This window comes from Lysobacter sp. Soil_C_59 (assembly GCF_057656415.1).
The window spans coordinates 19,274-43,682 of the sequence record NZ_JBDGKK010000010.1 but is presented as its reverse complement, the minus strand read 5'-3'; the positions used below and the strand labels follow the sequence as shown (position 1 = coordinate 43,682).

The 24,409-nt window shown below is 67.4% G+C and carries 14 protein-coding genes; 9 read left to right on the top strand and 5 right to left on the bottom strand.

What is annotated here, in order from left to right:
* The first annotated feature begins 85 nt into the window (after positions 1 to 85).
* The 3 genes from xylB (at position 86) to AC3A3Q_RS16295 (ending at position 4,527) form a co-directional block, all read left to right on the top strand.
* Positions 86 to 1,597 carry a xylulokinase gene (xylB, locus tag AC3A3Q_RS16305; RefSeq protein ID WP_487587223.1) on the top strand — a complete coding sequence of 504 codons (1,512 nt, stop codon included), beginning with the start codon at positions 86 to 88 and terminating at the stop codon, positions 1,595 to 1,597.
* Between the two features lie 56 nt (positions 1,598 to 1,653).
* On the top strand, positions 1,654 to 2,988 hold the full coding sequence (gene xylA, locus AC3A3Q_RS16300) for a xylose isomerase (protein ID WP_487587222.1): 1,335 nt from the start codon (positions 1,654 to 1,656) through the stop codon (positions 2,986 to 2,988).
* A gap of 105 nt (positions 2,989 to 3,093) precedes the next feature.
* Entirely contained in the window at positions 3,094 to 4,527 is a 1,434-nt protein-coding gene (locus AC3A3Q_RS16295; protein WP_487587221.1) for a sugar porter family MFS transporter, read from the top strand.
* A gap of 65 nt (positions 4,528 to 4,592) precedes the next feature.
* Here AC3A3Q_RS16295 and AC3A3Q_RS16290 read toward each other — a convergent pair whose 3' ends face one another.
* Entirely contained in the window at positions 4,593 to 5,669 is a 1,077-nt protein-coding gene (locus tag AC3A3Q_RS16290) for a LacI family DNA-binding transcriptional regulator (protein WP_487587220.1), read from the bottom strand.
* Between the two features lie 191 nt (positions 5,670 to 5,860).
* Between AC3A3Q_RS16290 and AC3A3Q_RS16285 the strand changes: the two genes are divergently transcribed.
* The 6 genes from AC3A3Q_RS16285 to AC3A3Q_RS16260 all read left to right on the top strand — a co-directional run bounded on the left by AC3A3Q_RS16285 (position 5,861) and on the right by AC3A3Q_RS16260 (position 17,354).
* Positions 5,861 to 7,993, top strand: a complete 2,133-nt coding sequence (locus AC3A3Q_RS16285; RefSeq protein ID WP_487587278.1) for an alpha-glucuronidase family glycosyl hydrolase — start codon at positions 5,861 to 5,863, stop codon at positions 7,991 to 7,993.
* A gap of 6 nt (positions 7,994 to 7,999) precedes the next feature.
* Positions 8,000 to 10,033 carry a sialate O-acetylesterase gene (locus AC3A3Q_RS16280; RefSeq protein WP_487587219.1) on the top strand — a complete coding sequence of 678 codons (2,034 nt, stop codon included), beginning with the start codon at positions 8,000 to 8,002 and terminating at the stop codon, positions 10,031 to 10,033.
* 25 nt (positions 10,034 to 10,058) lie between these two features.
* On the top strand, positions 10,059 to 11,318 hold the full coding sequence (gene manD / locus AC3A3Q_RS16275; RefSeq protein WP_487587218.1) for a D-mannonate dehydratase ManD: 1,260 nt from the start codon (positions 10,059 to 10,061) through the stop codon (positions 11,316 to 11,318).
* Positions 11,319 to 11,323: 5 nt separating this feature from the next.
* Positions 11,324 to 12,994: a glycoside hydrolase family 43 protein gene (locus tag AC3A3Q_RS16270; protein ID WP_487587217.1), complete on the top strand. Its 1,671-nt coding sequence runs from the start codon at positions 11,324 to 11,326 to the stop codon at positions 12,992 to 12,994.
* Between the two features lie 161 nt (positions 12,995 to 13,155).
* Positions 13,156 to 15,777, top strand: coding sequence for a glycoside hydrolase family 3 protein (locus tag AC3A3Q_RS16265; protein ID WP_487587277.1), 2,622 nt, complete (start codon positions 13,156 to 13,158; stop codon positions 15,775 to 15,777).
* A 119-nt stretch (positions 15,778 to 15,896) separates the two neighbouring features.
* On the top strand, positions 15,897 to 17,354 hold the full coding sequence (locus AC3A3Q_RS16260) for a mannitol dehydrogenase family protein (RefSeq protein WP_487587216.1): 1,458 nt from the start codon (positions 15,897 to 15,899) through the stop codon (positions 17,352 to 17,354).
* A gap of 3 nt (positions 17,355 to 17,357) precedes the next feature.
* On the opposite strand, the gene AC3A3Q_RS16255 is transcribed toward AC3A3Q_RS16260, so the two are convergent.
* From AC3A3Q_RS16255 to uxaC, 4 genes are all read right to left on the bottom strand, one after another.
* Complete coding sequence (locus tag AC3A3Q_RS16255; protein ID WP_487587215.1) at positions 17,358 to 18,971, bottom strand: ABC-F family ATP-binding cassette domain-containing protein; 1,614 nt, start codon at positions 18,969 to 18,971, stop codon at positions 17,358 to 17,360.
* A 172-nt stretch (positions 18,972 to 19,143) separates the two neighbouring features.
* Positions 19,144 to 20,208, bottom strand: coding sequence for an SMP-30/gluconolactonase/LRE family protein (locus tag AC3A3Q_RS16250; RefSeq protein WP_487587214.1), 1,065 nt, complete (start codon positions 20,206 to 20,208; stop codon positions 19,144 to 19,146).
* A complete protein-coding gene (galB, locus tag AC3A3Q_RS16245) occupies positions 20,208 to 22,868 on the bottom strand; it encodes a beta-galactosidase GalB (protein ID WP_487587276.1) in 2,661 nt (886 codons plus the stop codon). Before galB ends, AC3A3Q_RS16250 begins: the two co-directional genes overlap by 1 nt.
* 110 nt (positions 22,869 to 22,978) lie before the next feature.
* Positions 22,979 to 24,400 carry a glucuronate isomerase gene (gene uxaC, locus AC3A3Q_RS16240; protein WP_487587213.1) on the bottom strand — a complete coding sequence of 474 codons (1,422 nt, stop codon included), beginning with the start codon at positions 24,398 to 24,400 and terminating at the stop codon, positions 22,979 to 22,981.
* Positions 24,401 to 24,409: the final 9 nt, after the last annotated feature.

Below are 24,409 nucleotides of genomic sequence, written 5' to 3'. Positions count from 1 at the left end.
CTATGACTCGGCTGGCCAGCATCACCAGTGATGTTTTTTTATGCGTCCAGAGTGGTAGCGCTAACTTTTTTTCTGGAAGGTCTGCATGAGCCTGTTCGTCGGTCTCGACGTTGGTACCCAGAGCGTCAAGCTGATTGCCTACGATCCGCAGGCACGCAAAGTCGTGGCCACGCACGGCCAGGCGCTTGAATTGATTGCCGGCGATGACGGCAGTCGCGAGCAGCATGCGCAGTGGTGGATCGATGCCATCCGAGCCTGCTTCGCGCGCATGGAACACGCGCAACGCGCACGCGTGAGCGCGATCGGTGTTTCCGGGCAGCAGCACGGTTTCGTGCCGGTCGATGGCGCTGGCGACGTGCTCGCTCCGGCCAAGCTGTGGTGCGACACCAGCACCACGGTGGAATGCGGCGAGATCATGGCCGCGGCCGGGGGGGCCAAAGGCTGCATCGCGCTGGCGGGCAATCCGATCCTTGCCGGCTACACCGCCTCCAAATTGCCGTGGACGCGCAAGCACCGGCCCGAGGTCTACTCGCGCCTGGCGGCGATCATGCTGCCGCACGACTACGTCAACTTCTGGCTGACCGGCGAACGCTGGATGGAGTACGGCGACGCTTCCGGCACCGGCTGGCTCGACGTGCGCACGCGCCGCTGGTCCTCGCGCATGCTCGCCGCGACCGATGCACAGCGCGACCTGTCGGCATTGCTGCCGCCGCTGGTCGAGGCCGATGCCAGCTTCACCATCGCAGCATCCATCGCCAACGAACTGGGCCTGCCGCAAGGCGTGCGCGTGGCTGCCGGCGGCGGCGACAACATGATGGCGGCGATTGGCACCGGCAACGTCGCCTCCGGCGTGCTCAGCATGAGCCTGGGCACGTCCGGCACGCTGTTCGCGCATGCCGATCATCCGGTGGTCGATGACGCCGGCGGCTGGGCGGCCTTCTGCTCGTCGACCGGCGGCTGGCTGCCCCTGATCTGCACGATGAACTGCACCGTCGCCACCGAAAGCGTCGCGCGGATGTTCGGCTTCAGCAGCCGCGACGGCGATGCGGTCATGGCCGACACGGCGCCCGGCGCGGGTGGGCTGGTGATGCTGCCGTTCCTCAACGGCGAGCGCACGCCCGACCTGCCGCATGCGCGCGGTTTGCTGCACGGCATGGATTCGACCAACCTCACCCGCGGCAATGTCTATCGCGCGGCGATGGAAGGCGCGACCTACGCCCTTCGCTACGGCTACGACGCACTCACCGCGGCCGGCCTGCAGTTCGACGCCATCCGCCTCACCGGCGGCGGCAGCCAGAGCGCTGCGTGGCGGCAGATGGTGGCCGACGTGTTCGAGCTGCCCGTCGCCGTACCGGAACAGAGCGAAGGCGCCGCGTTCGGTGCCGCGCTGCAGGCGCTGTGGGCGCACGGCCGCGCCAACGGCGGTGGCGACGACATCGCGACTATCGCGCGCGACCACGTCGGCACCGACGCGGCTTCGGTCGCACGTCCCGACGGCAACGCCGCCTCCGCTTATCGCTCGCATTACCGCCAGTTCCGCCGCCACCTCGATGCGGCCATGCAGTCCCACGCCAATCCCAACAACCCCAAGCCCTGACGCCAGCCGGGCCAGCGGCCCGCCACATCCTCACACTCGAAAAAGTGACAGCCACCATGACGACTCCCTTCATCGGCGCCCGCGAATACTTCCCCGGCATTGGCCGCATCCCGTTCGAGGGACGCGATTCCGACAACCCGCTGGCGTTCAAGCACTACGACGCCAACAAGCGCATCGGCGACAAGACGATGGCCGAGCACCTGCGTTTCGCGGTGTGCTACTGGCACAGCTTCTGCAATGCCGGCCACGACCCGTTCGGCCCGGGCACCCGCGTCTATCCGTGGGATGCCGCTTCCACGCCGCTGGCGCGTGCCGAAGCCAAGGCCGATGCCTCGTTCGAGTTCTTCACCAAGCTCGGCGTGCCGTACTACTGCTTCCACGACATCGACCTGGCGCCTGACGCCGAAGACATCGGCGAGTACGAGAAGAACGTCAAGCACATGGTCGCCATCGCCAAGGAACGCCAGAAGGCGACCGGCGTGAAGCTGCTGTGGGGCACGGCCAACCTCTTCAGCCATCCGCGCTACATGAACGGTGCCTCCACCAACCCGGACTTCGCCGTGGTCGCGCGCGCTGCCGTGCAGGTCAAGGCCGCGCTGGAAGCAACGGTCGAGCTGGGCGGCGAGAACTACGTGTTCTGGGGCGGCCGCGAAGGCTACGCCTCGCTGCACAACACCAACATGAAGCGCGAGCTGGCGCACTTCGGCCGCTTCCTGACGATGGCGCGCGACTATGGCCGCAGCCTGGGCTTCAAGGGCAATTTCCTCATCGAGCCCAAGCCGATGGAGCCGATGAAGCACCAGTACGACTTCGACTCGGCCACCGTCGTCGGCTTCCTGCGCGAGCACGGCCTGGACCAGGACTTCAAGCTCAACATCGAAGCCAACCACGCCACGCTGTCGGGCCACACCTTCGAGCACGACCTGCAGGTTGCATCGGATGCCGGCATGCTCGGCAGCATCGACGCCAACCGCGGCAATGCCCAGAACGGCTGGGACACCGACCAGTTCCCGACCGACCTGTACGACACCGTCGGCGCGATGCTGGTGGTGCTGCGCCAGGGCGGCCTGCAGCCGGGCGGCCTCAACTTCGACGCCAAGGTGCGCCGCGAGTCGACCGATGCCGACGACCTGTTCCTGGCCCACATCGGCGGCATGGATGCATTCGCACGCGGCCTGGAAGTGGCGCACGCGCTGCTGACCAGGTCGCCGTGGGAACAGTGGCGCGCCGAACGTTACGCCAGCTTCGACAAGGGGGCAGGCAACGACTTCGCCGCCGGCAAGCTGGACCTCGCCGCCCTTAGTGCACTTGCAGGCAAGGCCGAGCCTGCGAAGATCAGCGGCAAGCAGGAGCGCTACGAGAACCTGCTCAATCAGTACCTGATGCGCTGAGCGGCACAAGCCTTCCCCCGTTCCGGCAACGGGGGAAGGGAAGAAGGGAAGGTCACCGCGCCACGCGCGGTGACAGGGGGCCGGATCAACAATGAGGGGTAGGCCATGAACAGCGCCACGCTCGAAAACGCCACGTCCAAGCACGACGCCGAGAACACCCGCCTGATCATCCTGGTCAGCTGCGTGGCCACCATCGGTGGCTTCCTGTTCGGCTTCGACAGTGGCGTGATCAACGGCACCGTCGACGGACTGCAACAGGCATTCGGTTCAAGCAAGGCCGGTCTCGGATTCGAGGTCGCCTCGATGCTGCTGGGCTGCGCGATCGGCGCGTTCTTCGCAGGACGCCTGGCCGATCGCTGGGGCCGACGTTCGGTGCTGATCATCTCGGCGGTGCTGTTCCTGCTGTCGGCCATTGGCGCCGGCGCGGCGGCCACATCGACGATGTTCGTCATCGCGCGCGTGCTCGGCGGTTTCGCCGTCGGTGCCGCCAGCGTGATGTCGCCGGCGTACATCGCCGAAGTCGCATCGGCGCGCTACCGCGGCCGTCTGGCCACGGTGCAGCAGATCGCGATCATCGGCGGCCTGTTCTGCGCCTTCCTCAGCAACTACCTGCTGGCCAAGGCCGCCGGTGCCTCGACCGAGGGACTGTGGCTGGGACAGGCGGCATGGCGCTGGATGTTCTGGGTGCAGGCGATTCCCTCGCTGCTGTTCCTGGTGCTGCTGATGACGATTCCGGAAAGCCCGCGCTACCTGGTCGTGAAGAAGCGCCAGGCTGATGCACTGGCGGTACTCACTCGGCTTTACGGCGCGGCGGAGGCGCGGACCAAGCTGGCCGAGATCGACGCATCGCTGTCGGCCGACCATCACCGCCCGCAGTTGTCGGACCTGATCAACAAGGCCACCGGCAAGATCCGCCCGATCGTCTGGATCGGCATCGGCCTGGCCACGTTCCAGCAGCTGGTCGGCATCAACGTCGTCTTCTATTACGGCGCGGTGCTGTGGCAGGCGGTCGGCTTCTCCGAAAGCGACGCGCTGCTGATCAACGTGCTGTCGGGTGCGCTGAGCATCGGCGCCTGCCTGGTGACGGTGCTGTTGATCGATCGCATCGGCCGCAAGCCGCTGTTATGGGTCGGCTCGGCCGGCATGGCGGTGTCGCTGGCGCTGATGACGTGGGCCTTCACCACCGGTTCGATCGACGCCAACCACAAGCTGGCGTTGTCGGATTCGATGGGCACGCTGGCGCTGGTCGCGGCCAACGTCTACGTGATCTTCTTCAACGCGTCCTGGGGCCCGGTGATGTGGGTGATGCTGGGCGAGATGTTCCCCAACCAGATCCGCGGCTCGGGCCTGGCGGTCGCCGGTGCGGCGCAGTGGACGTCCAACTTCGCCATCACCGTGACCTTCCCGATGCTGCTCGGCAGCATCGGCCTGGCCGGCGCGTACGGCATCTACACGGTCGCCGCGATCATCTCGGTGTTCTTCGTCCTGCGCTACGTCTACGAGACCAAGGGCAAGGAACTGGAACAGATGGAAGGCTGAGCCGGAGGATGCTTCCGGTTCCACCGCTTCCGTTCCGCGTCGCCATGAGGCCCGCCATGCGGGCCTTACTGGCCGGTCGCGTCGCCCGGCTTGGCCGGCGGCGCGACCGAATCGCGCGACACCAGCTGGTGGGGAAGCACGTGGTCGACCACCACGCGCGTGTTGCGATCCTTGCGGCGGATGTTGCGCAGCAGGATGTCGATCGCCGAATCGGCCATCGAGGCGATGGGCTGGTGGATGGTGGTGAGTTCCGGCCACACCGTGGTCGCGGCCGAGGTGTCGTCGAAGCCGACCACCGACAAGTCCCGCGGCACGTCGAGGCCGCGCCGGTGCGCGACCGAGATGACCGCCGAGGCCATGTCGTCGTTGCTGGCGAAGATCGCGGTCGGCGGCTTGCGCAGCCCGAGCAGCTTTTCCGTGGCGTCGAGACCGGAGCGGTAGGTGAAATAGCCCTGCTGTACGAGGGCCGAATCCAGCGGGAGGCCGGCTTCGTTCATCGCGGCCTGGAAACCTTCGTAGCGGCGCGCGCTGGCCGTCTGGTTCGGGTTGCCCTTGATGTAGCCGATGCGGGTATGGCCGAGCGCGATCAGGTGCGCGGTGATCTCGCGACTGGCGTGGAAGTCGTCTATGCGGACGCTGGAGATTTCCTGGCTGAAGCGGCCCGACGCGATCGCCACCACCGCAACGCCGGCATTGACCAGTTCCGACACGATCGCCTTGGACTCGCACAGCGGCGGCGGCAGGATCGCGCCGGCCACGGTCTTGGCCAGTGCACGCGCGGCATGGCGCTGCTGCTCGGCGTCGAAGTTCTCCCAGGTGTCGATGACCAGCTGCGCGGCTGTTCGCGACGCACCGTTCAATGCACCCACCAGCAACTCGCGCAGGTAGGCCGCGCTGGGGTTGGTGTAGATCAGGGCGATGCGCGTGTCCTGCGCCGCGGCCAGCGAACTGGCGGCCTGGTTGGGCGTGTAGCCCAGCTCGCGCACCGCCTGGGTGACGCGTTCACGGGTGGACTCGCGGACCTTGCCGTAGCCGTTGACGACGCGCGAGACGGTCATCGGCGAAACGTTGGCGAGCGCCGCCACCTCATCGATGGTGACTGCGCGACCCTTGCGGCGAACCGATTTCTTGGGCTTTTCCAACGTTCCTTCCTTAGCTCTGCTTAGGTCGGCGCAGACGTTCTAATCCACACCAAAGTGACATCGGACAGGGAATGACAACGAAGCACATGGTACCGACAACCGCCCCACGCAGCGACAGCGCCACCGCGATCTCCGGGGCGAGGCGCCTGCTGCGCCAGGCATTCCGGCGCCTGGGCCTTGCTCGGTTAGCGATGGTGGCCCTGGTCGCGACACTGTCGGTCGCGCCGGCCGCACACGCCGAGGACGGCTACGACCTGTGGCTGCGTTACCAGCCGTTGTCGACCGATAGTGCCACGGCTTACCGCGCGCACGTCTCGCAGCTGGCGGCGCCCGACGCGACGCCGACCCAGGCCGCAACGCGTGCCGAACTGCTGCGCGGCCTGTCCGGGCTGCTGGGCACCGCGCCTGCGCTGTCGGATTCGATCAGTGCGGACGGCGCCGTCATCGTCGGCACGCCCGCATCCTCGCCGCTTATTGCCGGGCTTCGCCTGCAGCTGCGGGGCCTCGGCCGCGAGGGCTACCTGATCCGCAGCGTCAGCGTCGACGGCCACCCGGCCACGGTCATTGCCGCCAACGAAGATGTCGGCGCGCTGTATGGCGCCTTCCACTTCCTGCGCCTGATCCAGACCGCCCAGCCGCTGGCGGCGCTCGACCTGCGCCAGTCCCCGCACGTCCAACTGCGCGTGCTCAACCACTGGGACAACCTCGATCGCCACGTCGAACGCGGCTATGCCGGCGAATCGATCTGGGACTGGCACAAGCTGCCCGACTACCTCGATCCGCGCTACACCGATTACGCCCGCGCCAACGCCTCGCTTGGCATCAACGGCACCGTGCTCAACAACGTCAACGCCAATGCGCTGAGCCTTACGCCGATGTACCTGGAGAAGGCGGCGGCGCTGGCCGGCGTGTTCCGGCCTTACGGCATCCGCGTGTACCTCAGTGCGCGCTTCAGTGCGCCGATCGAGGTCGGCGGCCTCAAGACCGCCGACCCGCTCGATGCGCAGGTGCAGCGCTGGTGGCGCGACAAGGCCGACGAGGTCTACGAGGTCATTCCGGATTTCGGCGGTTTCCTGGTCAAGGCCAACTCGGAAGGACAGCCGGGACCGCAGGACTACGGCCGCACCCACGCTGATGGCGCCAACATGCTTGCCGACGCGGTCAAGCCGCACGGCGGCGTAGTGATGTGGCGCGCGTTCGTCTACTCGCACGAGGAACCGGACGACCGCGCCAAGCAGGCATACAGCGAGTTCGTGCCGCTCGATGGCAAGTTCCGCGACAACGTCATCGTCCAGGTCAAGAACGGCGCCATCGACTTCCAGCCGCGCGAGCCGTTCCATCCGTTGTTCGGCGCGATGCCGAAGACACCGCTGATGATGGAGTTCCAGATCACCAAGGAATACCTGGGTTTCGCCACGCACCTGGCCTACCTGGGGCCGATGTACGAGGAGACGCTTGAAGCCGACACGCATCGTCGCGGCAAGGGTTCGACCGTGGCGAAGGTGGTCGACGGCTCGCTGCACAAGTACGCGCTGACCGGCATGGCCGGCGTCGCCAACATCGGTTCGGACCGCAACTGGAGCGGATCGCAGTTCGACCAGGCCAACTGGTATGTCTTCGGCCGCATGGCCTGGGATCCGTCGCTCAAGGCCCGGCCGATCGCCGAGGAATGGACGCGGATGACCTTCTCCAACGACGCCGACGTAGTGAAGCCGATCGTCGAGATGATGATGGGTTCGCGCGAAGCGGTGGTCGACTACATGACGCCGCTCGGCCTGCATCACCTGATGGGCAACGGCCACCACTACGGTCCGGGTCCGTGGGTGTCGGGCGGCCCGCGTGCCGACTGGACATCGGTGTACTACCACCGCGCCAACCGCGACGGCATCGGCTTCGACCGCAGCGCCAGCGGCAGCAATGCCGTGGCCCAGTACGCGCCGCCGGTGGCGCGCGAGTTCGGCGACATCAAGCGCGTGCCGGAGAAGTACCTGCTCTGGTTCCACCACGTGCCCTGGGACTACCGCACGCAGTCCGGCCGCACGCTGTGGGATGAGCTGGTCCTCCGCTACACCCACGGCGTCGACAGCGTGAAGCAGATGGAGCAGGCCTGGAACGGACTGGATGGCCGCATCGATGCCGAGCGCCACGCCCAGGTCGCCACGTTCCTGTCGATCCAGCACAAGGAAGCGCAGTGGTGGCGCGACGCCAGCATCGCCTACTTCCAGACGTTCTCGCAGCGGCCGCTGCCGGAAGGGCAGGCGGCTCCCGCGCATTCGCTCGAGTACTACGAGGCACTTTCCTTTCCTTTCGCGCCGGGTCACTGAGCCAGCATGACAACTGCATCCAACCCATTGCGTCTGCCGCGTGCCGGGCTGCTGGCATTGGCGCTGCTGGCGACGTCCGCTGCATGCGCCGGCGGCAACGCGCACGAACCGTTGCAGGACCAGCCCGGCGCGACCGTGTCCGAGCGCAGGCCGGCACCGCTGCTGCACGAAATGTTCCAGGACCATGCGGTCCTGCAGCGCAACGCGCCGATCCGCGTGTGGGGACAGACGGGGCCGGGGCAGGCGGTGAAGGTGACGCTTGCCCGCAAGCAGGCCAGTGCGCGTGCCGACGAGAACGGCCGCTGGCAGGCGACCCTGCCGCCGATGGCGGCGGGCGGGCCGTACAAGCTCAACGTCAGCGCGCAGGGCGGCATGAAGCAGACCGTTGACGACGTGATGGTCGGCGACGTCTGGCTGTGCTCGGGCCAGTCGAACATGGTGTTGCAGGTGCATCGCACGCTGGACTCGCGTGCCGAGATCGCCGGGTCCGCCAATGACTCCATCCGCATGCTCACCGTCGGCGAAACCGGCAGCGTCACGCCGCTGGAGCATTTCGCTACGCAAGTGAAATGGCTCAAGGCCTCGCCGGAAACCGTGCCCGATTTCTCCGCGGCGTGTTTTTACTACGCGCGCGAATTGCAGAAGACCGTGAACGTGCCGATGGGCCTGGTCACCGCGGCCTGGGGCGGCTCGCGCATCCAGGCCTGGACCAGCGGCGAGGCATTGCGCGCTTCGGGACAGTACGACGACGAGCTCGACGTGCTGGCGTCGTACGCGAATGATCCCGTCGCCGCGGTGGGGCAGTGGGGTGACGTCTGGGCCAAGTGGTGGCGCGGTCGCAAGGAGTTCAAGGCGGGCGATGAGCCGTGGACGGCCAGCTACTCCGCGACCGACGGCTGGCGCAACGCGCCGCCTGCGCTCGGTCCGTGGGAGGAATGGGGCGTCAAGGACCTTGCCGAGTACGACGGCATGGTCTGGTTCCGCACGTCGGTGAAGCTCACCGAACAGCAGGCCGCGCAGGAGGCGGTGCTGCTGCTGGGTTCGATCGATGAAGTCGACATGACCTGGGTCAACGGCCATGGAGTCGGCAGCACCTATGGGCCGGGCTCCGGGCGCGAGTATCCGTTGCCCGCCGGCTTGCTGAAGGCTGGCGACAACTCGGTCACGATCAACGTGCTCGACACCTATCGCGCCGGTGGCATGAGCGGTCCCGCCTCGGCGTACGCGGTCCGCTTCAAGGACGGCACCACCGTACCGCTCGACGGCGCGTGGAAGTATCGTCCGGCACCAGGTTACGACTGGCCGCCACGCGCGCCGTGGCAGACGGCAGCGGGACTGTCGACGCTCTACAACGGCATGATCTCGCCGATTGGCAAGTACGGTTTCCGCGGCATGCTCTGGTACCAGGGCGAGTCGAACACCTTCGAAGCCGATCGCTATGGCGACCTGTTGCGCATGTGGCGCAAGGACTGGCGCTCGCGCTTCGGCGCCGACCTGCCGACGCTGATCATCCAGCTCGCGGGCTACGGCATGCCGAAGTCGCAACCGGCCGAAAGCGGCTGGGCCGAACTGCGCGAAGCACAACGCCACGTCGTCGATGAGGATGCGCACAGCGGCCTCGCGGTGACGATCGATATCGGCGACCGCTACGACATCCACCCGCCGAACAAGCAGGAGCTCGGGCGCCGCCTGGCCCGTGCCGCACGCCACGCGATCTACGGTGACAAGCAACCCCCTTCGGGGCCGGTGCCGGCATCGGCGAAGCGCGAAGGCGACGCCGTGGTGGTCTCGTTCGCCGATGTCAGCGACGGGCTGGTCGCCTTCGGCGCCGATGGCCCGATTGGCTTCGAGCTGTGCGGCGCGGACAAGGACAGCTGCCACTACGCCGATGCCCGCATCAGCGGCAACAGCGTGACCCTGCGCGCCGCTGCGACGGCGGAGGCCACGCGCGTGCGCTACTGCTGGGCCGACGGCCCGGTTTGCACCCTGTTTGACGGCGCCGGCTTGCCCGCCGGTCCGTTCGAAACCCCGATCAAGTAAACGAACCCAGCCGAGCGATTCGAAGATGAGCACGCCCCCCCACACCGAAACAACAACTCACGGCTCCTCGCGCGACCGCGAGATCGTCGACGCACGCGTCATCGTTACCTGCCCGGGACGCAACTTCGTCACCCTGCGCATCGAAACCCGCTCGGGCGTCGTCGGCCTCGGCGATGCGACGCTCAACGGCCGCGAGCTGGCCGTGGCGTCGTACCTGCAGGATCACCTGGTGCCCAACCTGATCGGCCGCGACGCCGGTCGCATCGAGGACATCTGGCAGTTCTTCTATCGCGGCGCTTACTGGCGCCGTGGCCCGGTGACGATGACGGCCATTGCCGCGGTCGACGTCGCGCTGTGGGACATCCTCGGCAAGATGGCCGGCCTGCCGCTGTACCAGTTGCTGGGCGGTCGCTCGCGCGAGGGCGCGCTGGTCTATGCCCATGCCAACGGCCGCGACATCAGCGAGGCCAGCGACGAAGTCGGCAAGTACCGCGAGAAGGGCTTCCTCGCCGTGCGCGCGCAGTGCGGCGTGCCGGGCGTGAAGAAGGCCTACGGAATTTCCACCGCCGGCAAGCCCTACGAGCCGGCCGAGAGCGAACTGCCCGCCGAGACCGTGTGGTCGACGCCGAAGTACCTGGAAGTCGTCCCGAAGCTGTTCGAACGCCTGCGCGCCGACCACGGCAACGATGTCGAGCTGCTGCACGACGTGCACCATCGCCTGAGCCCGATCGAGGCCGCGCGCCTGGCCCGCGACGTCGAGCCTTACCGCCTGTTCTGGCTGGAAGACGCCACCCCGGCCGAGAACCAGAAGTCGTTCGAGTTGATCCGCCAGCACTCGGTCACGCCGTTGGCGGTGGGTGAGGTGTTCAACTCGATCTGGGACTGCAAGCACCTGATAGAGAACCAGCTGGTCGACTACATCCGCACCACGATTGTCCATGGTGGCGGCATCACCCACCTGCGCCGACTGGCCGACTTCGCCGGGCTGCACCAGGTGCGCACCGGCTTCCACGGCGCCACCGACCTGTCGCCGGTGTGCATGGGCGCGGCGCTGCACTTCGACACCTGGGTGCCGAACTTCGGCATCCAGGAGTACATGTTCCACTCCGAAGAGGCCAACGAAGTGTTTCCGCACGACTACGTGTTCCGCGACGGTCGCCTGCACGTCGGCGACACACCGGGCCACGGCGTGACCATCGACGAGAAGCTTGCCGCGCGCTACCCGTACTCGCCCAAGCAGCTGCCGATCGCGCGCCTGGAAGACGGCTCGATGTGGGACTGGTGATCACGATGACGAAGCTGTCGAGGAAGATGGTTCCGTTGCTGCTGGCGTTGTCGGCTGCATCGGCGCACGCCCGCGAGCCTGTGCTGTTCGACTGGTTCGAGTACCGCGGCCACGACGCCACGTTCGAGCAGCCGTTGCCGGAAGGCAGTTTCCGCAATCCGGTGGCCGCCGGTTTCCATCCCGATCCGGCGGTGGTCCGCGCGCGCGATCGCTACTATCTGGTCAACTCCAGCTTCTCCTACTACCCGGGCATCCCGGTGTTTGAAAGCCGCGACCTGGTGCACTGGACGCAGATCGGCAACGCGATCGAGCGGCCGTCGCAGCTGGATTTCGATGGCCTGGGCATGTCGCGTGGCGTGTTCGCACCGACGATCGCCTACCACGACGGCACCTTCTTCGTGGTCAACACCGCGGTCGATAACGGCGGCAACTTCCTGGTGACGGCGAAGGATCCGGCCGGCCCGTGGTCGGATCCGGTCTGGCTGCCGACCATCGATGGCATCGATCCGTCGCTGTTCTTCGACGCCGACGGCAAGGCCTACCTCCTCAACAACGGCGAGCCGGAAGGCAAGCCGCGCTACGACGGCCACCGCGCGATCTGGATGCAGGAATTCGACCTGGCGCAGCGCAAGCCGGTCGGTCCGCGCAAGGTGCTGATCGACGGCGGCGTCGATCCGTCGAAGAACCCGATCTGGATTGAAGGCCCGCACATCTACCAGCGCGAAGGCTGGTACTACCTGGTCTGCGCCGAAGGCGGCACCGGGCCGGATCATTCGCAGGTGGTTCTGCGCAGTCGCAACGTGTGGGGTCCGTATGCGCCGTACGCGGGCAACCCGATCCTGACCCAGCGCGACCTCGACCCGGCGCGTGCGAACCCGATCACCAACGCCGGCCACGCCGACCTGGTCGAAGGGCTCGATGGCAGCTGGTGGGCGATTTTCCTCGCCAGTCGCAACTACGGTGGTACGCATTACAACACCGGGCGCGAGACCTACCTGTTGCCTGTGACGTGGAAGGACGGCTGGCCGGTGATCCTCGAGCACGGGCGGGCGATACCGCAGGTGTTGCCGGGACCTGCCTTCATGGAGCGCGGCAAGTCGCAGGCCCCGATGACCGGCAACTTCACCTGGCGCGACGAGTTCGACAAACCGAAGCTTGATCGCGCGTGGATGCACGTGCGCGTGCCGAAGCAGCCCTGGGCCGACCTGGCTGCGAAGCCGGGCCAGCTGGCGATCCATCCGCTGGTGGAAGGCCTGGGCACGTTGCGCAATCCCTCGTTCCTGGCGCGAAGGCAGCAGCACCTGGCCTTCGAATCGAGCACCGAGCTGACGGTGCCGGTCGAGGCGGGCACGGAAGCGGGCATCGTCGCGTTCCAGAACGAGCGTTACTGGTACTTCCTGGGCGTGCGCCGTGCCGGCGCGGGCCTTGAGCTGTTCCTGCAGCGCAGCGTCGACGGCAAGGCCAGCACGATCGCCACGAAGGCGATTGCGAATGCGAAGACGCTGAAACTGAAGATCACCGGCGACAGCGGTGCCTACTCATTCGGTTTCGATGCCGACGGCAAGGGTTGGCAGTGGCTGCGCAAGAACGAAGACGGAACCATCCTCAGCACCGACGTTGCCGGCGGATTCGTCGGCGCGGTGGTGGGGCCCTATGCGCGTACGGAGACGAAATAATGAATGACATTGGCCGGGAAGAAACCTGCTCGTCATTGCCGCGCAGGCGGCAATCCATGGACGTTGGTGCTTCACGAGCGACGTCCATGGATCCCCGCCTTCGCGGGGATGACGTTTCCGGAAAGGTGGGGGTTGCAACCTTGCGCGCGGTGATTGCTGCCGTGCTCCTTGCCGCGAGCACACAGGCGCTGTGCGCGACGCCGGCCTACCTCGATCTCGACAAGAGCTTCGAAGCGCGCGCCGCCGACCTCGTCTCGCGCATGACGCTCGAGGAAAAGGCCGCGCAGATGCAGAACGGCGCGCCCGCGATCGAACGCCTCGGCGTGCCGGCGTACGACTGGTGGAACGAGGCGCTGCACGGTGTCGCCCGTGCCGGCGCGGCGACCGTGTTTCCGCAGGCGATCGGCATGGCGGCGACGTTCGACGTGCCGTTGATGGGCCAGATCGCCACCGTCATCAGCGACGAAGCGCGTGCCAAGCACCACGAGTTCGCCCGGCAGGGGCAGCACGGCCGCTACCAGGGCCTGACGTTCTGGTCGCCCAACATCAACATCTTCCGCGACCCGCGCTGGGGCCGTGGCCAGGAAACCTACGGCGAGGATCCGTACCTCACCGCGCGCATGGGCGTGACGTTCGTGAAGGGCCTGCAGGGCGACGACCCGAAGTACCGCAAGCTCGACGCCACCGCCAAGCACTTCGCCGTGCACAGCGGTCCTGAGGCCGACCGCCACACCTTCGACGCCAGGCCGAGTCAGCGCGATCTCTACGAGACCTACCTGCCCGCATTCGAGGTGCTGGTGAAGGAAGGCCAGGTCGACGCGGTGATGGGCGCCTACAACCGCGTCTACGGCGAGTCGGCCAGCGCCAGCAAGTTCCTGCTGCAGGACACGCTGCGCGGCCAGTGGGGGTTCAAGGGCTACGTCGTCTCCGACTGCTGGGCCATCGTCGACATCTGGAAGCACCACAAGATCGTCGCCACGCCGGAAGAGGCAGCCGCGCTGGCGGTCAAGAACGGAACCCAGCTCGACTGCGGCGACACTTACACGCCGTCGCTGCCGGTGGCGGTGAAGAAGGGGCTGATCACCGAAGCCGAGATCGATCACGCGCTGACGCAACTGTTCACTGCGCGGATGCGCCTGGGCATGTTCGACCCGCCGGAGAAGGTGCGCTGGGCCGGCATCCCGTACTCGGTCAACCAGGCGCCCGCGCATGACGCGCTGTCGCGCAAGGTCGCGCAGGAGTCGATCGTGCTGCTCAAGAACGACGGCGTGTTGCCGCTGTCGCGTGACACGAAGCGGATTGCGGTGGTCGGCCCTACGGCCGACGACACCATGGCGCTGCTCGGCAACTACTACGGCACGCCATCCGCGCCGGTGACGATCCTGCAGGGCATCCGCCAGGCCGTGCCGAACGCGCAGGTGGTGCACGCGCGCGGCGTCGACCTGGTGGAAGGTCGCGACGATCCGGCGGCGACGCCGCTGATCGAGCCGCAATACCTGCGCCCGGAAAAGGGTTCGAGCGAGCGCGGCCTGCGCGGCGAGTACTTCCGCAGCCGCGACCTGTCCGGCAAGCCGGCGCTGGTGCGCGTCGATTCGCAGATCGGCTTTCGCTGGGACCGCGGCTCGCCGACCGACAACCTGATGGCGCGCGGCGAAGCGCACGGCGGTCAGTCGGTGCCGTCGGACAACTTCAGCATCCGCTGGAGCGGCCAGCTGCTGCCGCCGGTGTCGGGCAGCTACCAGCTCGAAGCATCGGCGAACGACGGCTTCCGCCTGTACCTCGACGGCAAGCTCGTGCTCGACCAGTGGAAGGACAGCGACCGCCTGCGCGCCGACAGCACCACCGTGACGCTGCAGGCAGGCCGCAGCTACGACCTCAAGCTCGAGTACTACGACGGCGAGCGTGACGCGGGCGTACGCCTGGCCTGGCGCATGCCCGGCGCCAAACCGCCGTTCGAGGAAGCCTTGCAGGTGGCGAGCGAGTCCGACGTGGTGATCTTCGTTGGCGGCCTCACCGGCGACGTCGAAGGCGAGGAGATGACGGTCAGCTACCCGGGCTTCGCCGGTGGCGACCGCACCGACATGCGCCTGCCCGCGACGCAGCGCAAGCTGCTCGAAGCGCTGCACGCGACCGGCAAGCCGGTGGTGATGGTGCTGACCGCGGGTTCGGCGCTGGCGGTGGACTGGGCCAAGGACAACCTGCCAGCGATAGTCATGGCCTGGTATCCCGGCCAGCGCGGCGGCAATGCGGTGGCGGACGTGCTGTTCGGCGACGCCAATCCCGCCGGTCGCCTGCCGGTCACGTTCTACAAGGCCGACGAGAAGCTGCCGGCATTCGACGACTACTCGATGCAGGGCCGCACCTACCGCTACTTCGATGGCGAGCCGCTGTATCCGTTCGGCCACGGCCTGTCGTACACGACGTTTGCCTACTCCGACCTGCGCCTTGATCGTGCCAAGGCCGGTGCGAAGCAACCGGTGACGGCGACGGTCAAGGTCCGCAACAGCGGCAAGCGCGCCGGCGACGAGGTCGTGCAGCTGTACGCACGCGCGCTCGATCCGAAGCAGCCGCGTGCGCGAAAGGAGTTGCGCGGCTTCCAGCGCGTGACCTTGCAGCCGGGCGAGGAGCGCACGCTGACCTTCAAGCTCGATCCCTCGGTTGACCTGCGCTACTACGATGAAGGCGCGAAGGCGTACGCGGTCGATGCGGGCAGCTATGAAGTGCAGGTCGGTGCGTCGAGCGAGGACATTCGCGCGAAGACGAAGCTGACCGTGACGAAGTAAGTACTACCGTCGTTCCCGCGAAGGCGGGAACCCATGGACGTCAACGACGCAATGGCGACGTCCATGGATCCCCGCCTTCGCGGGGATGACGGGGTAGTGGGTTTCACTGAAGGAAGATCATGTCCAACCGCTTGAACCAGGCTGCACTCGCGACGCTGCCGCCCGACATCATTCGTCCTGCGTACGACCGCGCCGGCACCCGTATCGGCATCGTCCACATCGGTGTCGGCGCGTTCCACCGCGCCCACCAGGCCGTCTACGTCGACGACGTGCTCGCCAGCGAACCGGACTGGGCGATCTGCGGCGTCAGCCTCAACAGCCGTGACGTGCGCGACGCGCTACAACCGCAGGATGGCCTGTACGCGCTGGCCCTGCTCGGCCAGAACCCGTCGCTGCGCGTGATCGGTTCGATCCGCGAACTGCTCTTTGCCCGCGAACAGCGCGAGCAGGTGCTCAAGCGCCTGGCCGATCCGCTGGTGCGCATCGTCACGCTGACCATCACCGAGAAGGGCTATTGCCTGGACGGTGGCGATCTCGACCTCACCCATCCGGAGATCGTCCACGACCTGGCTTCACCGGATGCACCGAACGGCGCCATCGGTTACGTCGTCGCCGGACTCTCGGCACGGCGCAAGCTGCACCTGCCGCCGTTCACGGTCCTCAGTTGCGACAACCTGCCCGAGAACGGCCGAAAGCTCGCGCGCGCCGTGGTCCAGTACGCGTGGAAGCTCGACCGCGAGCTCGCGCGCTGGATTGAGTCCGAAGTGGCCTTCCCGTGCTCGATGGTCGACAGCATCACACCGGCCACCGACGACGCATTGCGCGAGCGCGTCTCCGCACAACTGGGCTGCAGCGACGCCTGGCCGGTGCAGCGCGAGGCCTACACGCAGTGGGTGGTCGAGGACAGCTTCTGCAACGGCAGGCCCGCGTTCGAGAAGGTTGGCGTGACCCTCAGCGGCGACATCGCCGGCTACGACCGCGCCAAGCTGCGCCTGCTCAACGCACCGCATTCGGCGCTGGCCTACCTCGGCGCGCTGATGGACATCGAGACCGTGGCGCAGGCGATGGCCACGCCGGTGCTGGCCGGCTTCGTCGAGCGGCTGATGCACGATGGCATCGTCCCGAACGTGAAGGCACCTGCCGGCTTCAATGCCGGCGCCTACGTCGAGGCGATCCTCGCGCGCTTCCGCAATCCGGCGATCCAGCACCGGCTACTGCAGATCGCCTGGGACGGCTCGCAGAAGTTGCCGGTGCGGCTGCTGGGCACCATCAGCGATGCACTCGCCGCAGGCCGCCCGATCGACCTGCTGTGCCTGCCCGTCGCGGCGTGGATGCAGTTCGTGCGTCGCCAGGCGCGCAATGGCGTGGCGCTGGTCGATCCGATGGCAGACGTACTGGCAGAAGTCGGCCGTGCCGCGACGGGCGATGCAAACGACGACGTCGCAAGCTTCCTGGCACTGGATTCGATCTTCGCGCCGCTCTCGGCCGACGCGCGTTTCGTCGATGCGGTGCGCGAGGCGTATGCCACGCTTGGAGACGGCACGCCAGCCGCGGTCTGGCGTGCCCTGTCGGACTGACGCCTAGAGCAGCGTCAACTGCCACCCCTGTGGACGCGCCTCGAGCCGTGCATCCAGCGCCAGGCGTTGCAGGAACGCTTCGTCGTGCGACACCACCACCATCGCGCCGGGATAGCGCAGGAGCATGAGCTCCAGCGCTTCGACCGATGCAAGGTCGAGGTGGTTCGTCGGCTCGTCGAGCAACAACAGCTCGGCGGGCTGGGTGCGATACACGGCGCACGCCAGCGCGACCTTGAGGCGCTGACCGCCGCTGAGCCGATGGTTCGGCGTCAGCACGGCCTCCGCCGGCAATCCCAGCAGTGCCAGGCGTGTTCGCAGCTCGGCCTGCTCGGCGGACGGATTGGCCTGCGATAGCGACTGCAGCGGTGTCGCATCCGCGGCCAGCGTTTCCAGTTGCTGGTCGAGGTAAGCAGTCGGCACATTGACCTCGCAGCGGCCGCCTGCCGGCGCCACCGAGCCGGCCAGCAGCTTCAGCAGCGTCGATTTGCCGCTGCCGTTGGCTCCCACCAGGCCGATTCGCTGGCAACCGCCGATATCGAGATCGAGCGGATGGGCCGCCACGGCCCCGAACGGCAGCAGCAGCTGTTCCAGGCGCACCGCGCGGCGTTGCGATGCCGCCGGCGGCATGGGCGCGAACAACGCCACGCCCGTTTCGGATTCGACGTGCCGGGCCGCTTGCTGCACGTCGTCGGCGAGCTTTGCGGAAAGGTCGGCATGCCGGTGCTGCAACTTGCCGGCGCTGGCCTGGCTCCACTGCTTCAGGTTGCCCAGCAGGATCCTCGCCTGATTGGCGTCGCGCGCCTGTCTGGAATCGCGCGACTGGCGGCGTTGCTGACGCTCGCGCTGCTCGCGCATCCGGGTTTCGCCACGGCGGCGCTCGACCTTTACCCGTGCCAGCTCACGTTCGGCTTGCTGCTGCTGCATTGCACGCTCCTGTGCGTACAGCGAGTAGCCACCGGCATAGTCGCGCAATCCGCCCGGCGTCAATTCGAGGATCCGCTCCATCGATTCCAGCAGTTCGCGGTCGTGGCTCACCACCAGCAATCCGCGCGGCCATTGGCCCAGCTGGTGCAGCAGTGCGCCGCGCTGCTCCCGGTCGAGGTGGTTGCTGGGCTCATCGAGGACGAGGTAATCGGCTTCGCCGAGCCGCGCTGCAAGCAGCGCGACACGGGTCAGCTCGCCACCGCTGAGCGAGGCGGCGGGAGAATCCGCCCGCAGCTCGCCGAGGCCGCACTCGATGAGTCCGGAATGGATGCGTTCGCGCATGTCCCAGCGCTCCGCGACGAGGTCGAAATCCGCCCCGTCCACGCTGCCGGCTTCGATTCGTGCAAGTGCGTCCAGCACCGGCTGCACGCCGGCGACGGCGGCGACGCTGGCGCCATGGGCAGCCACGATCTGCTGCGGCAGGTAGTGCACCGATCCCGCACGCAGGCACTGCCCAGCGGTCGGCACAAGGTCGCCGGCCAGGATGCGTGCGAGCACACTCTTGCCCGCGCCATTGCGACCAACCAGGCCGGTGCGGCGGTGGTCGAGCTGGACATCGAGATCGGTGAAAAGAGGCCTGCCATCGGGCAGGACGAATGCGACGCGCTCGAGCGCGAGCAAGGGCGAGGTCATGCGGACTCCAGGTATGCCATGGGCCGATCCACCCGGATGGGATGGAGGCGGTCAGGCCGTCAGAACGACGGCGGCATCACTGGCGCATGGCGCAACACCTCAAAGAGACGTGGACAACGGGGCGATTATAGCGGACGAAGCCCCGGCTACCTGCCGCGGCCGGTCGCTCCGGTCAGTCGCCGTTACCGGTCGGGTGTCCGAACCCCAGACCGGTGACCGCCACTCGCACGCGCGCGACAAACGTGTGCGAGGTCAGGTACAGCGTGCGGCCGTCGTCGCCGAAGGCGCAGTTTGACACGCGGCTTCCGGTTTCGATCAGGCCCAGCCGCTTGCCATTGGCATCCATCACCAGCAGGCCGCCGGGTGCGCTGGCGAACAGGTGGCCGTCACTGGAGATGCATAGCCCGTCCGGCGCACCGCTGGCGCCCGCGGCGACCAGGTCCGATGCGTCGGCCAGCACGCGACGGTCGAGCGCGTTGCCGCGATCGTCCAGCCGGTACGCCATCCACACCGGGTGCTTCTCGTCGGAGTTGGCGACGTAGAGCGTACGTTCGTCGGGCGAGAGTGCGACGCCGTTCGGGAAGCGCAGGCCGCCTTCGATCAGGTGCACGGAGCCGTCGCGGTCGAGGCGGTAGACGCCGTTGGCGGGCTGCTCCTTCAGCGGCGATTCGTCGATGCCCTTCAGTCCGTACGGGGGATCGGTGAAGTACACCGAGCCCCCGCTGTGGCGGACAACGTCGTTGGGACTGTTGAGGCGCTTGCCCTGGTAGGCAGCGGCAAGCGTCGTCTTGCGCTTGCTCGAAGGGTCCAGGCGCGCGACCAGGCGCGAACCCGAGTCGGCCAGCAACACCGTGCCTTCCGGTTCGACATCCAGCCCATTCGCGCCGGCCTCGCGCAGCCCCTCCACATCCGTGCCGCCGTAACCCGACGGCTTGAGGAACACCGACAGCCCGTCGCGCGCCGACCAGCGATACATCGTGTTGCCGGGCACATCGTTGAACAGCAGGTACTGGCCGTCGCCCATCCACAGCGGGCCTTCGGACCAGGTGAAACCCTCGGCGATCCGCTCGATGCGCGCGTCAGGCGCGACGATCGAACGCAGTGCGTCGTCGTGCACGGTGATGCGTCCGACGGTCGGGTAGGCGTGCTTGGCGGTCGGATCGACTGCCGGTGCGCACCCGCTTGCGGTCACCAGCAGCGTGACGACGAATGTGGCGAGGATCGGGTTGCGAAGCATCAGCGCACCTGCACCGTGGTTTGCGCGGCTTGCAGGTTTGCCGACTGCGCCCGAACCGTGACGGTGCCGGCCTGGCCTGCCTTGCTGCGCAGGATCACCAGCGCGAGGCCGTTGAACGCGTTGCGCTGGTGCGACGGGAACGGGGTCATGTCGGTCGGATCTCCATTGTCGGTAGCGACGATTTCGGCGGGCCCGTCGACGCTGAACTCAACCAGCGAAGCGGCATCGGGCACGGGCTGTCCATCGCGGTCGAGTATGCGCAATGTCACGAACGACAGGTCGCTGCCGTCGGCACGGATCTGCTGGCGATCGGGCTGCAGCTCCAGTTTCGCCGGCGCGCTGGTCGTGCGCGTGCTCGCCTCGGCCCAGGGCTTGCCGTTCCGGTAGGCCTGCACGCGCACTTCGCCGGGCTGGTACACCACATCGTCCCAGCGCAGGCGGTACTCGTACGGGCCCTTCTTCCGCCGGCCCTGCGACTTGCCGTTGACGAACAGCTCGGCTTCGTCGCCGGACGTGAACACATGCACCGGCGTGACCTGGCCCTCGCGTCCCGGCCACGTCCAGTGCGGCAGCAGGTGCGCCATCGGCAGCTCCGGGCGCCAGCGCGCCTGGTAGAGGTAGTAGCGGTCCTTCGCGAAACCGGCCAGGTCGACGATGCCGGAGTAGGAGCTGCGCGAGTCGTAGTAGGGCGTCGGCTCGCCGAGGTAATCGAAACCGGTCCAGACGAACTCGCCGGCCACATACGGATGACGGTCGAGCGAAGCGAAGACCTTGTCGGCGCTTGAGCCGAAATCGACCGCGTGCAGTTCGAACGCACTGACCTGGCGGATCTTCGAATCGCCGCCACGGCCATCGCGGACCGGAGCGCTGGACTCCTTCGTCACCGGGAACAGATACACGCCGCGGCTGCTCAGCGCCGACGCGGTCTCGGTGCTGACGATGGCCTTGTCCGGAAAGCGCGCATGGAAGGCCGGGTACTGCGGCCGCGTGCGGATGCGTTCGGTGCCTTCGAACTCGGGCGTGTCGCGGATGCCTTCGCCCTGGTAGTTCAGGCCGATCACATCGAGCACGGCCGACAGTGGCATGTCCGGCTTGGCCCAGTTCATGGCATTGGTGGTCGGGCGGGTCGGATCTTCCTCGCGGACGATGTCGTGCAGGCGCCGGGCGATCGCCGCGCCCGCCTCGCCGGTGTACTGCTCGCCGACTTCGTTGCCGACGCTCCAGGCGACGATCGACGGATGATTGCGGTCGCGGCGCAGCATCGCGCGCAGGTCGGGCTCGTGCCAGTCCTGGAAGATCAGATGGAAGTCGAGCGGCGTCTTCTTGCGTTCCCACGAGTCGAACACCTCGTCGATCACGAGCAAGCCCATGCGGTCGGTCAGCTCAAGCAACTCCGGTGCCGGCGGGTTGTGGCTCATGCGCACGGCGTTGGCGCCCATCTCGCGCATGATCTCGAGTTGGCGTTCGGCCGCGCGGACGTTGAAGGCGGCGCCCAGCGCGCCAAGATCGTGATGGTTGTTGACGCCGCGGATGACGATGCGCTCGCCGTTGACGATCAGGCCTTCGTTGGCGTCGAAGCGCACCGAACGGATGCCGAATGGCGTCTCGTAACGGTCGACCATGTGGCCCTCGCGCGACACCGTGGTGATGGCGACATAGCGGTTCGGCCACTGTGAAGGCGGTGGACCCCACAGTCGCGGGTGGGCGATGGTGGTCTCACCGGTGACGGTCGCACTGGAACGAGCGGCGACACTGCTTCGCGCCGGCGCGATGCGCGCGACCACATCACCGGTTCGTTGGCCAGACTCGTCGAGCGCCACGATTTCGGTGGCAACTTCGACGTCAGTGCTGCGTCCGGAATCGTTGTCGAGAGTCGCATCGAGCCGGATCGTTGCTGCGTCGGCCGACACCTGAGGCGTCGTCACGCGCGTGCCCCAGTGCGCCAGGTGCAGCGGGTCGACCTTGGTCAGCCAGACATTCCGGTACAACCCGCCACCGGGATACCAGCGCGCCGAATCCGGTGGGTTGTCGAGGCGGATCGCCAGCTGGTTGTCACCACCGGGCCGCAGGTACGGTGTCAGGTCGACGCGCCACGAGTTGTACCCGTACGGCCATCCGCCGACGAGACGGCCGTTGAGCCACACCGTCGCGTACGACATCGCGCCGTCGACATCGAGGAAGACCGAGCGGCCGCGGTCGCTGGCCGGAATATCCAGCTTGCGCCGGTACCAGCCGATGCCCCAACTCGGCAGCCGTCCCATGCCACCGTAAGGGCCTTCGCGCAGGAACGGCCCGGCGATCGCCCAGTCGTGCGGCAGCGTGACCTGCTGCCAGTCGCGATCGTCGAAGTTCGCCTGCACATACGCCACATCACCGCCGGGATCGCCCGCGGGCCGGACATGACGACGTGACGGGTCGCCGATGAAGGCGTTGCCGCTGGGCAGGATCCAGGGCTTGAGCACGCCCTCGGCGCGTGCAGCGAGTTGCTCGGCCTCCTCGGGACGCGCATCAGCGGCCTTGCCATCCTGGTTGTCCGTCACCTTCGGCCGCACGTCGTAGTCCAGGCGCGTCGACAGGCCAGGCGGATCGCCTTGATGGAAACGCCAACCGCCGTTGATCGAGATGCGCTCGCCGGCGGAAGCATCGACCGTGGCCGCGATCACGGCTGCAACGACGCAGACGCTCTGCGCTCTGCGTAGGAGCGAGCTTGCTCGCGACAGGCCTTCACCGCCGCGGCTCCGAAAGATCGCGAGCAAGCTCGCTCCCACGGTCACAGCTTGTAGGCCTGCTTCGGCAGGCGATAGGCCAGGTCGACGGCAAGCTCGGCCGCTTCGTCCTCGTCCATGCGGTGCTCGCTGACCAGCTTGGCCAGGAACGCGCAATCAACGCGGCGGGCGACGTCGTGGCGTGCCGGAATCGACAGGAACGCACGCGTGTCGTCGTTGAAGCCGACCGTGTTGTAGAAGCCGCCACTGCTCAGGGTCTGCTCGCGGAAACGCCACATGCCTTCGGGCGCGTCATGGAACCACCACGCCGGGCCGAGGAACAGCGCCGGATAGTGGCCCGCCAACGGCGCCAGTTCGCGCGCGTAAGTGCTCTCGTCGAGGGTGAACACGATCACGCGCAGGCGCGGCTCGTTGCCGAAGCGGTCGAGCAGCGGCTTTAGCGCGTTGACGTAGTCGGTGCGCATCGGCATGTCCGCGCCCTTGTCGCGGCCGAAGCGCTCGAACAGGCGCGCATTGTGGTTGCGGAAGCAACCCGGGTGGATCTGCATCACCAGGCCGTCGTCCAGGCTCATCGCCGCCATCTCGGTCAGCACCTGGGCGCGGAACAGCTCGGCTTCGGCCGCGCTCGCACCGCCGCGCGACACCTTCTCGAACAGGCGGCGCGCTTCGTCGGCAGGCAGGTCGGCGGTGGCGGCGGTCGGGTGGCCGTGGTCGGTCGAAGTCGCCCCCATCGCCGCGAACGCGGCACGGCGCTGGCGGTGCGCACGCAGGTAGCCGTCCCAGGTGTAGACGTTCTCGCCGGTCAGCTCGCCGAAGCGCTCCAGCGATGCTGCGAATTCCTCATGCTCCGGATCGACCACCGGGTCCGGCCGGTAAGCCGTGACCACGCGACCCGGCCAGCCACTGGCGCGGATTACTGCGTGGTGCTGCAACGGGTCGAGCGGTGATTCGGTGGTCGCCAGCAGCTCGATGCGGAAGCGGTCGAACAACGCGCGCGGCCGGAACTCCGGCTGCTGCAGCGCGGCAGTGATGTGGTCGTAGTAGCGGTCGGCGTTGCCGGCATCCAGGCGCTCGCGCATGCCGAAGACCTCGTGGAAGACGTGGTTGAGCCACATCGACGACGGCGTGCCGCGGAACAGGTGGAAGTTGGACGCAAACAGACGCCATGCCGAGCGCGGATCGACGGACGAACGCGAACCGTCGCGACGCGGAATTCCCAGCGCGTCCAGCTCGATGCCCTGGCTGTAGAGCATGCGGAACACGTAATGGTCCGGGATCAGCAGCAGCTCGGTGGCGTTGGCGAAGGCTTCGTTGCCGGCGAACCACGACGGATCGGTGTGGCCGTGCGGGCTGATGATCGGCAGTTGCGCGACCTTGCCGTACAGGCGGCGCGCGATCGCGCGGGCGCCGGATTCGGCGGGGAACAGGCGGTCCGGGTGCAGGTCGAGTGCTTTGGGGGTGCTCATGGTGCAGAT

What these genes read in the sequence shown, in the direction of transcription:
- manD (WP_487587218.1), top strand. Translation starts at nt 10,059, where the DNA reads ATGAGCACGCCCCCCCACACCGAAACAACAACTCACGGCTCCTCGCGC.
- xylA (WP_487587222.1), top strand. Translation starts at nt 1,654, where the DNA reads ATGACGACTCCCTTCATCGGCGCCCGCGAATACTTCCCCGGCATTGGC.
- AC3A3Q_RS16280 (WP_487587219.1), top strand. Translation starts at nt 8,000, where the DNA reads ATGACAACTGCATCCAACCCATTGCGTCTGCCGCGTGCCGGGCTGCTG.
- AC3A3Q_RS16285 (WP_487587278.1), top strand. Translation starts at nt 5,861, where the DNA reads ATGGTGGCCCTGGTCGCGACACTGTCGGTCGCGCCGGCCGCACACGCC.
- AC3A3Q_RS16250 (WP_487587214.1), bottom strand. Translation starts at nt 20,208, where the DNA reads ATGCTTCGCAACCCGATCCTCGCCACATTCGTCGTCACGCTGCTGGTG.
- xylB (WP_487587223.1), top strand. Translation starts at nt 86, where the DNA reads ATGAGCCTGTTCGTCGGTCTCGACGTTGGTACCCAGAGCGTCAAGCTG.
- uxaC (WP_487587213.1), bottom strand. Translation starts at nt 24,400, where the DNA reads ATGAGCACCCCCAAAGCACTCGACCTGCACCCGGACCGCCTGTTCCCC.
- AC3A3Q_RS16270 (WP_487587217.1), top strand. Translation starts at nt 11,324, where the DNA reads ATGACGAAGCTGTCGAGGAAGATGGTTCCGTTGCTGCTGGCGTTGTCG.
- AC3A3Q_RS16255 (WP_487587215.1), bottom strand. Translation starts at nt 18,971, where the DNA reads ATGACCTCGCCCTTGCTCGCGCTCGAGCGCGTCGCATTCGTCCTGCCC.
- AC3A3Q_RS16260 (WP_487587216.1), top strand. Translation starts at nt 15,897, where the DNA reads ATGTCCAACCGCTTGAACCAGGCTGCACTCGCGACGCTGCCGCCCGAC.
- AC3A3Q_RS16295 (WP_487587221.1), top strand. Translation starts at nt 3,094, where the DNA reads ATGAACAGCGCCACGCTCGAAAACGCCACGTCCAAGCACGACGCCGAG.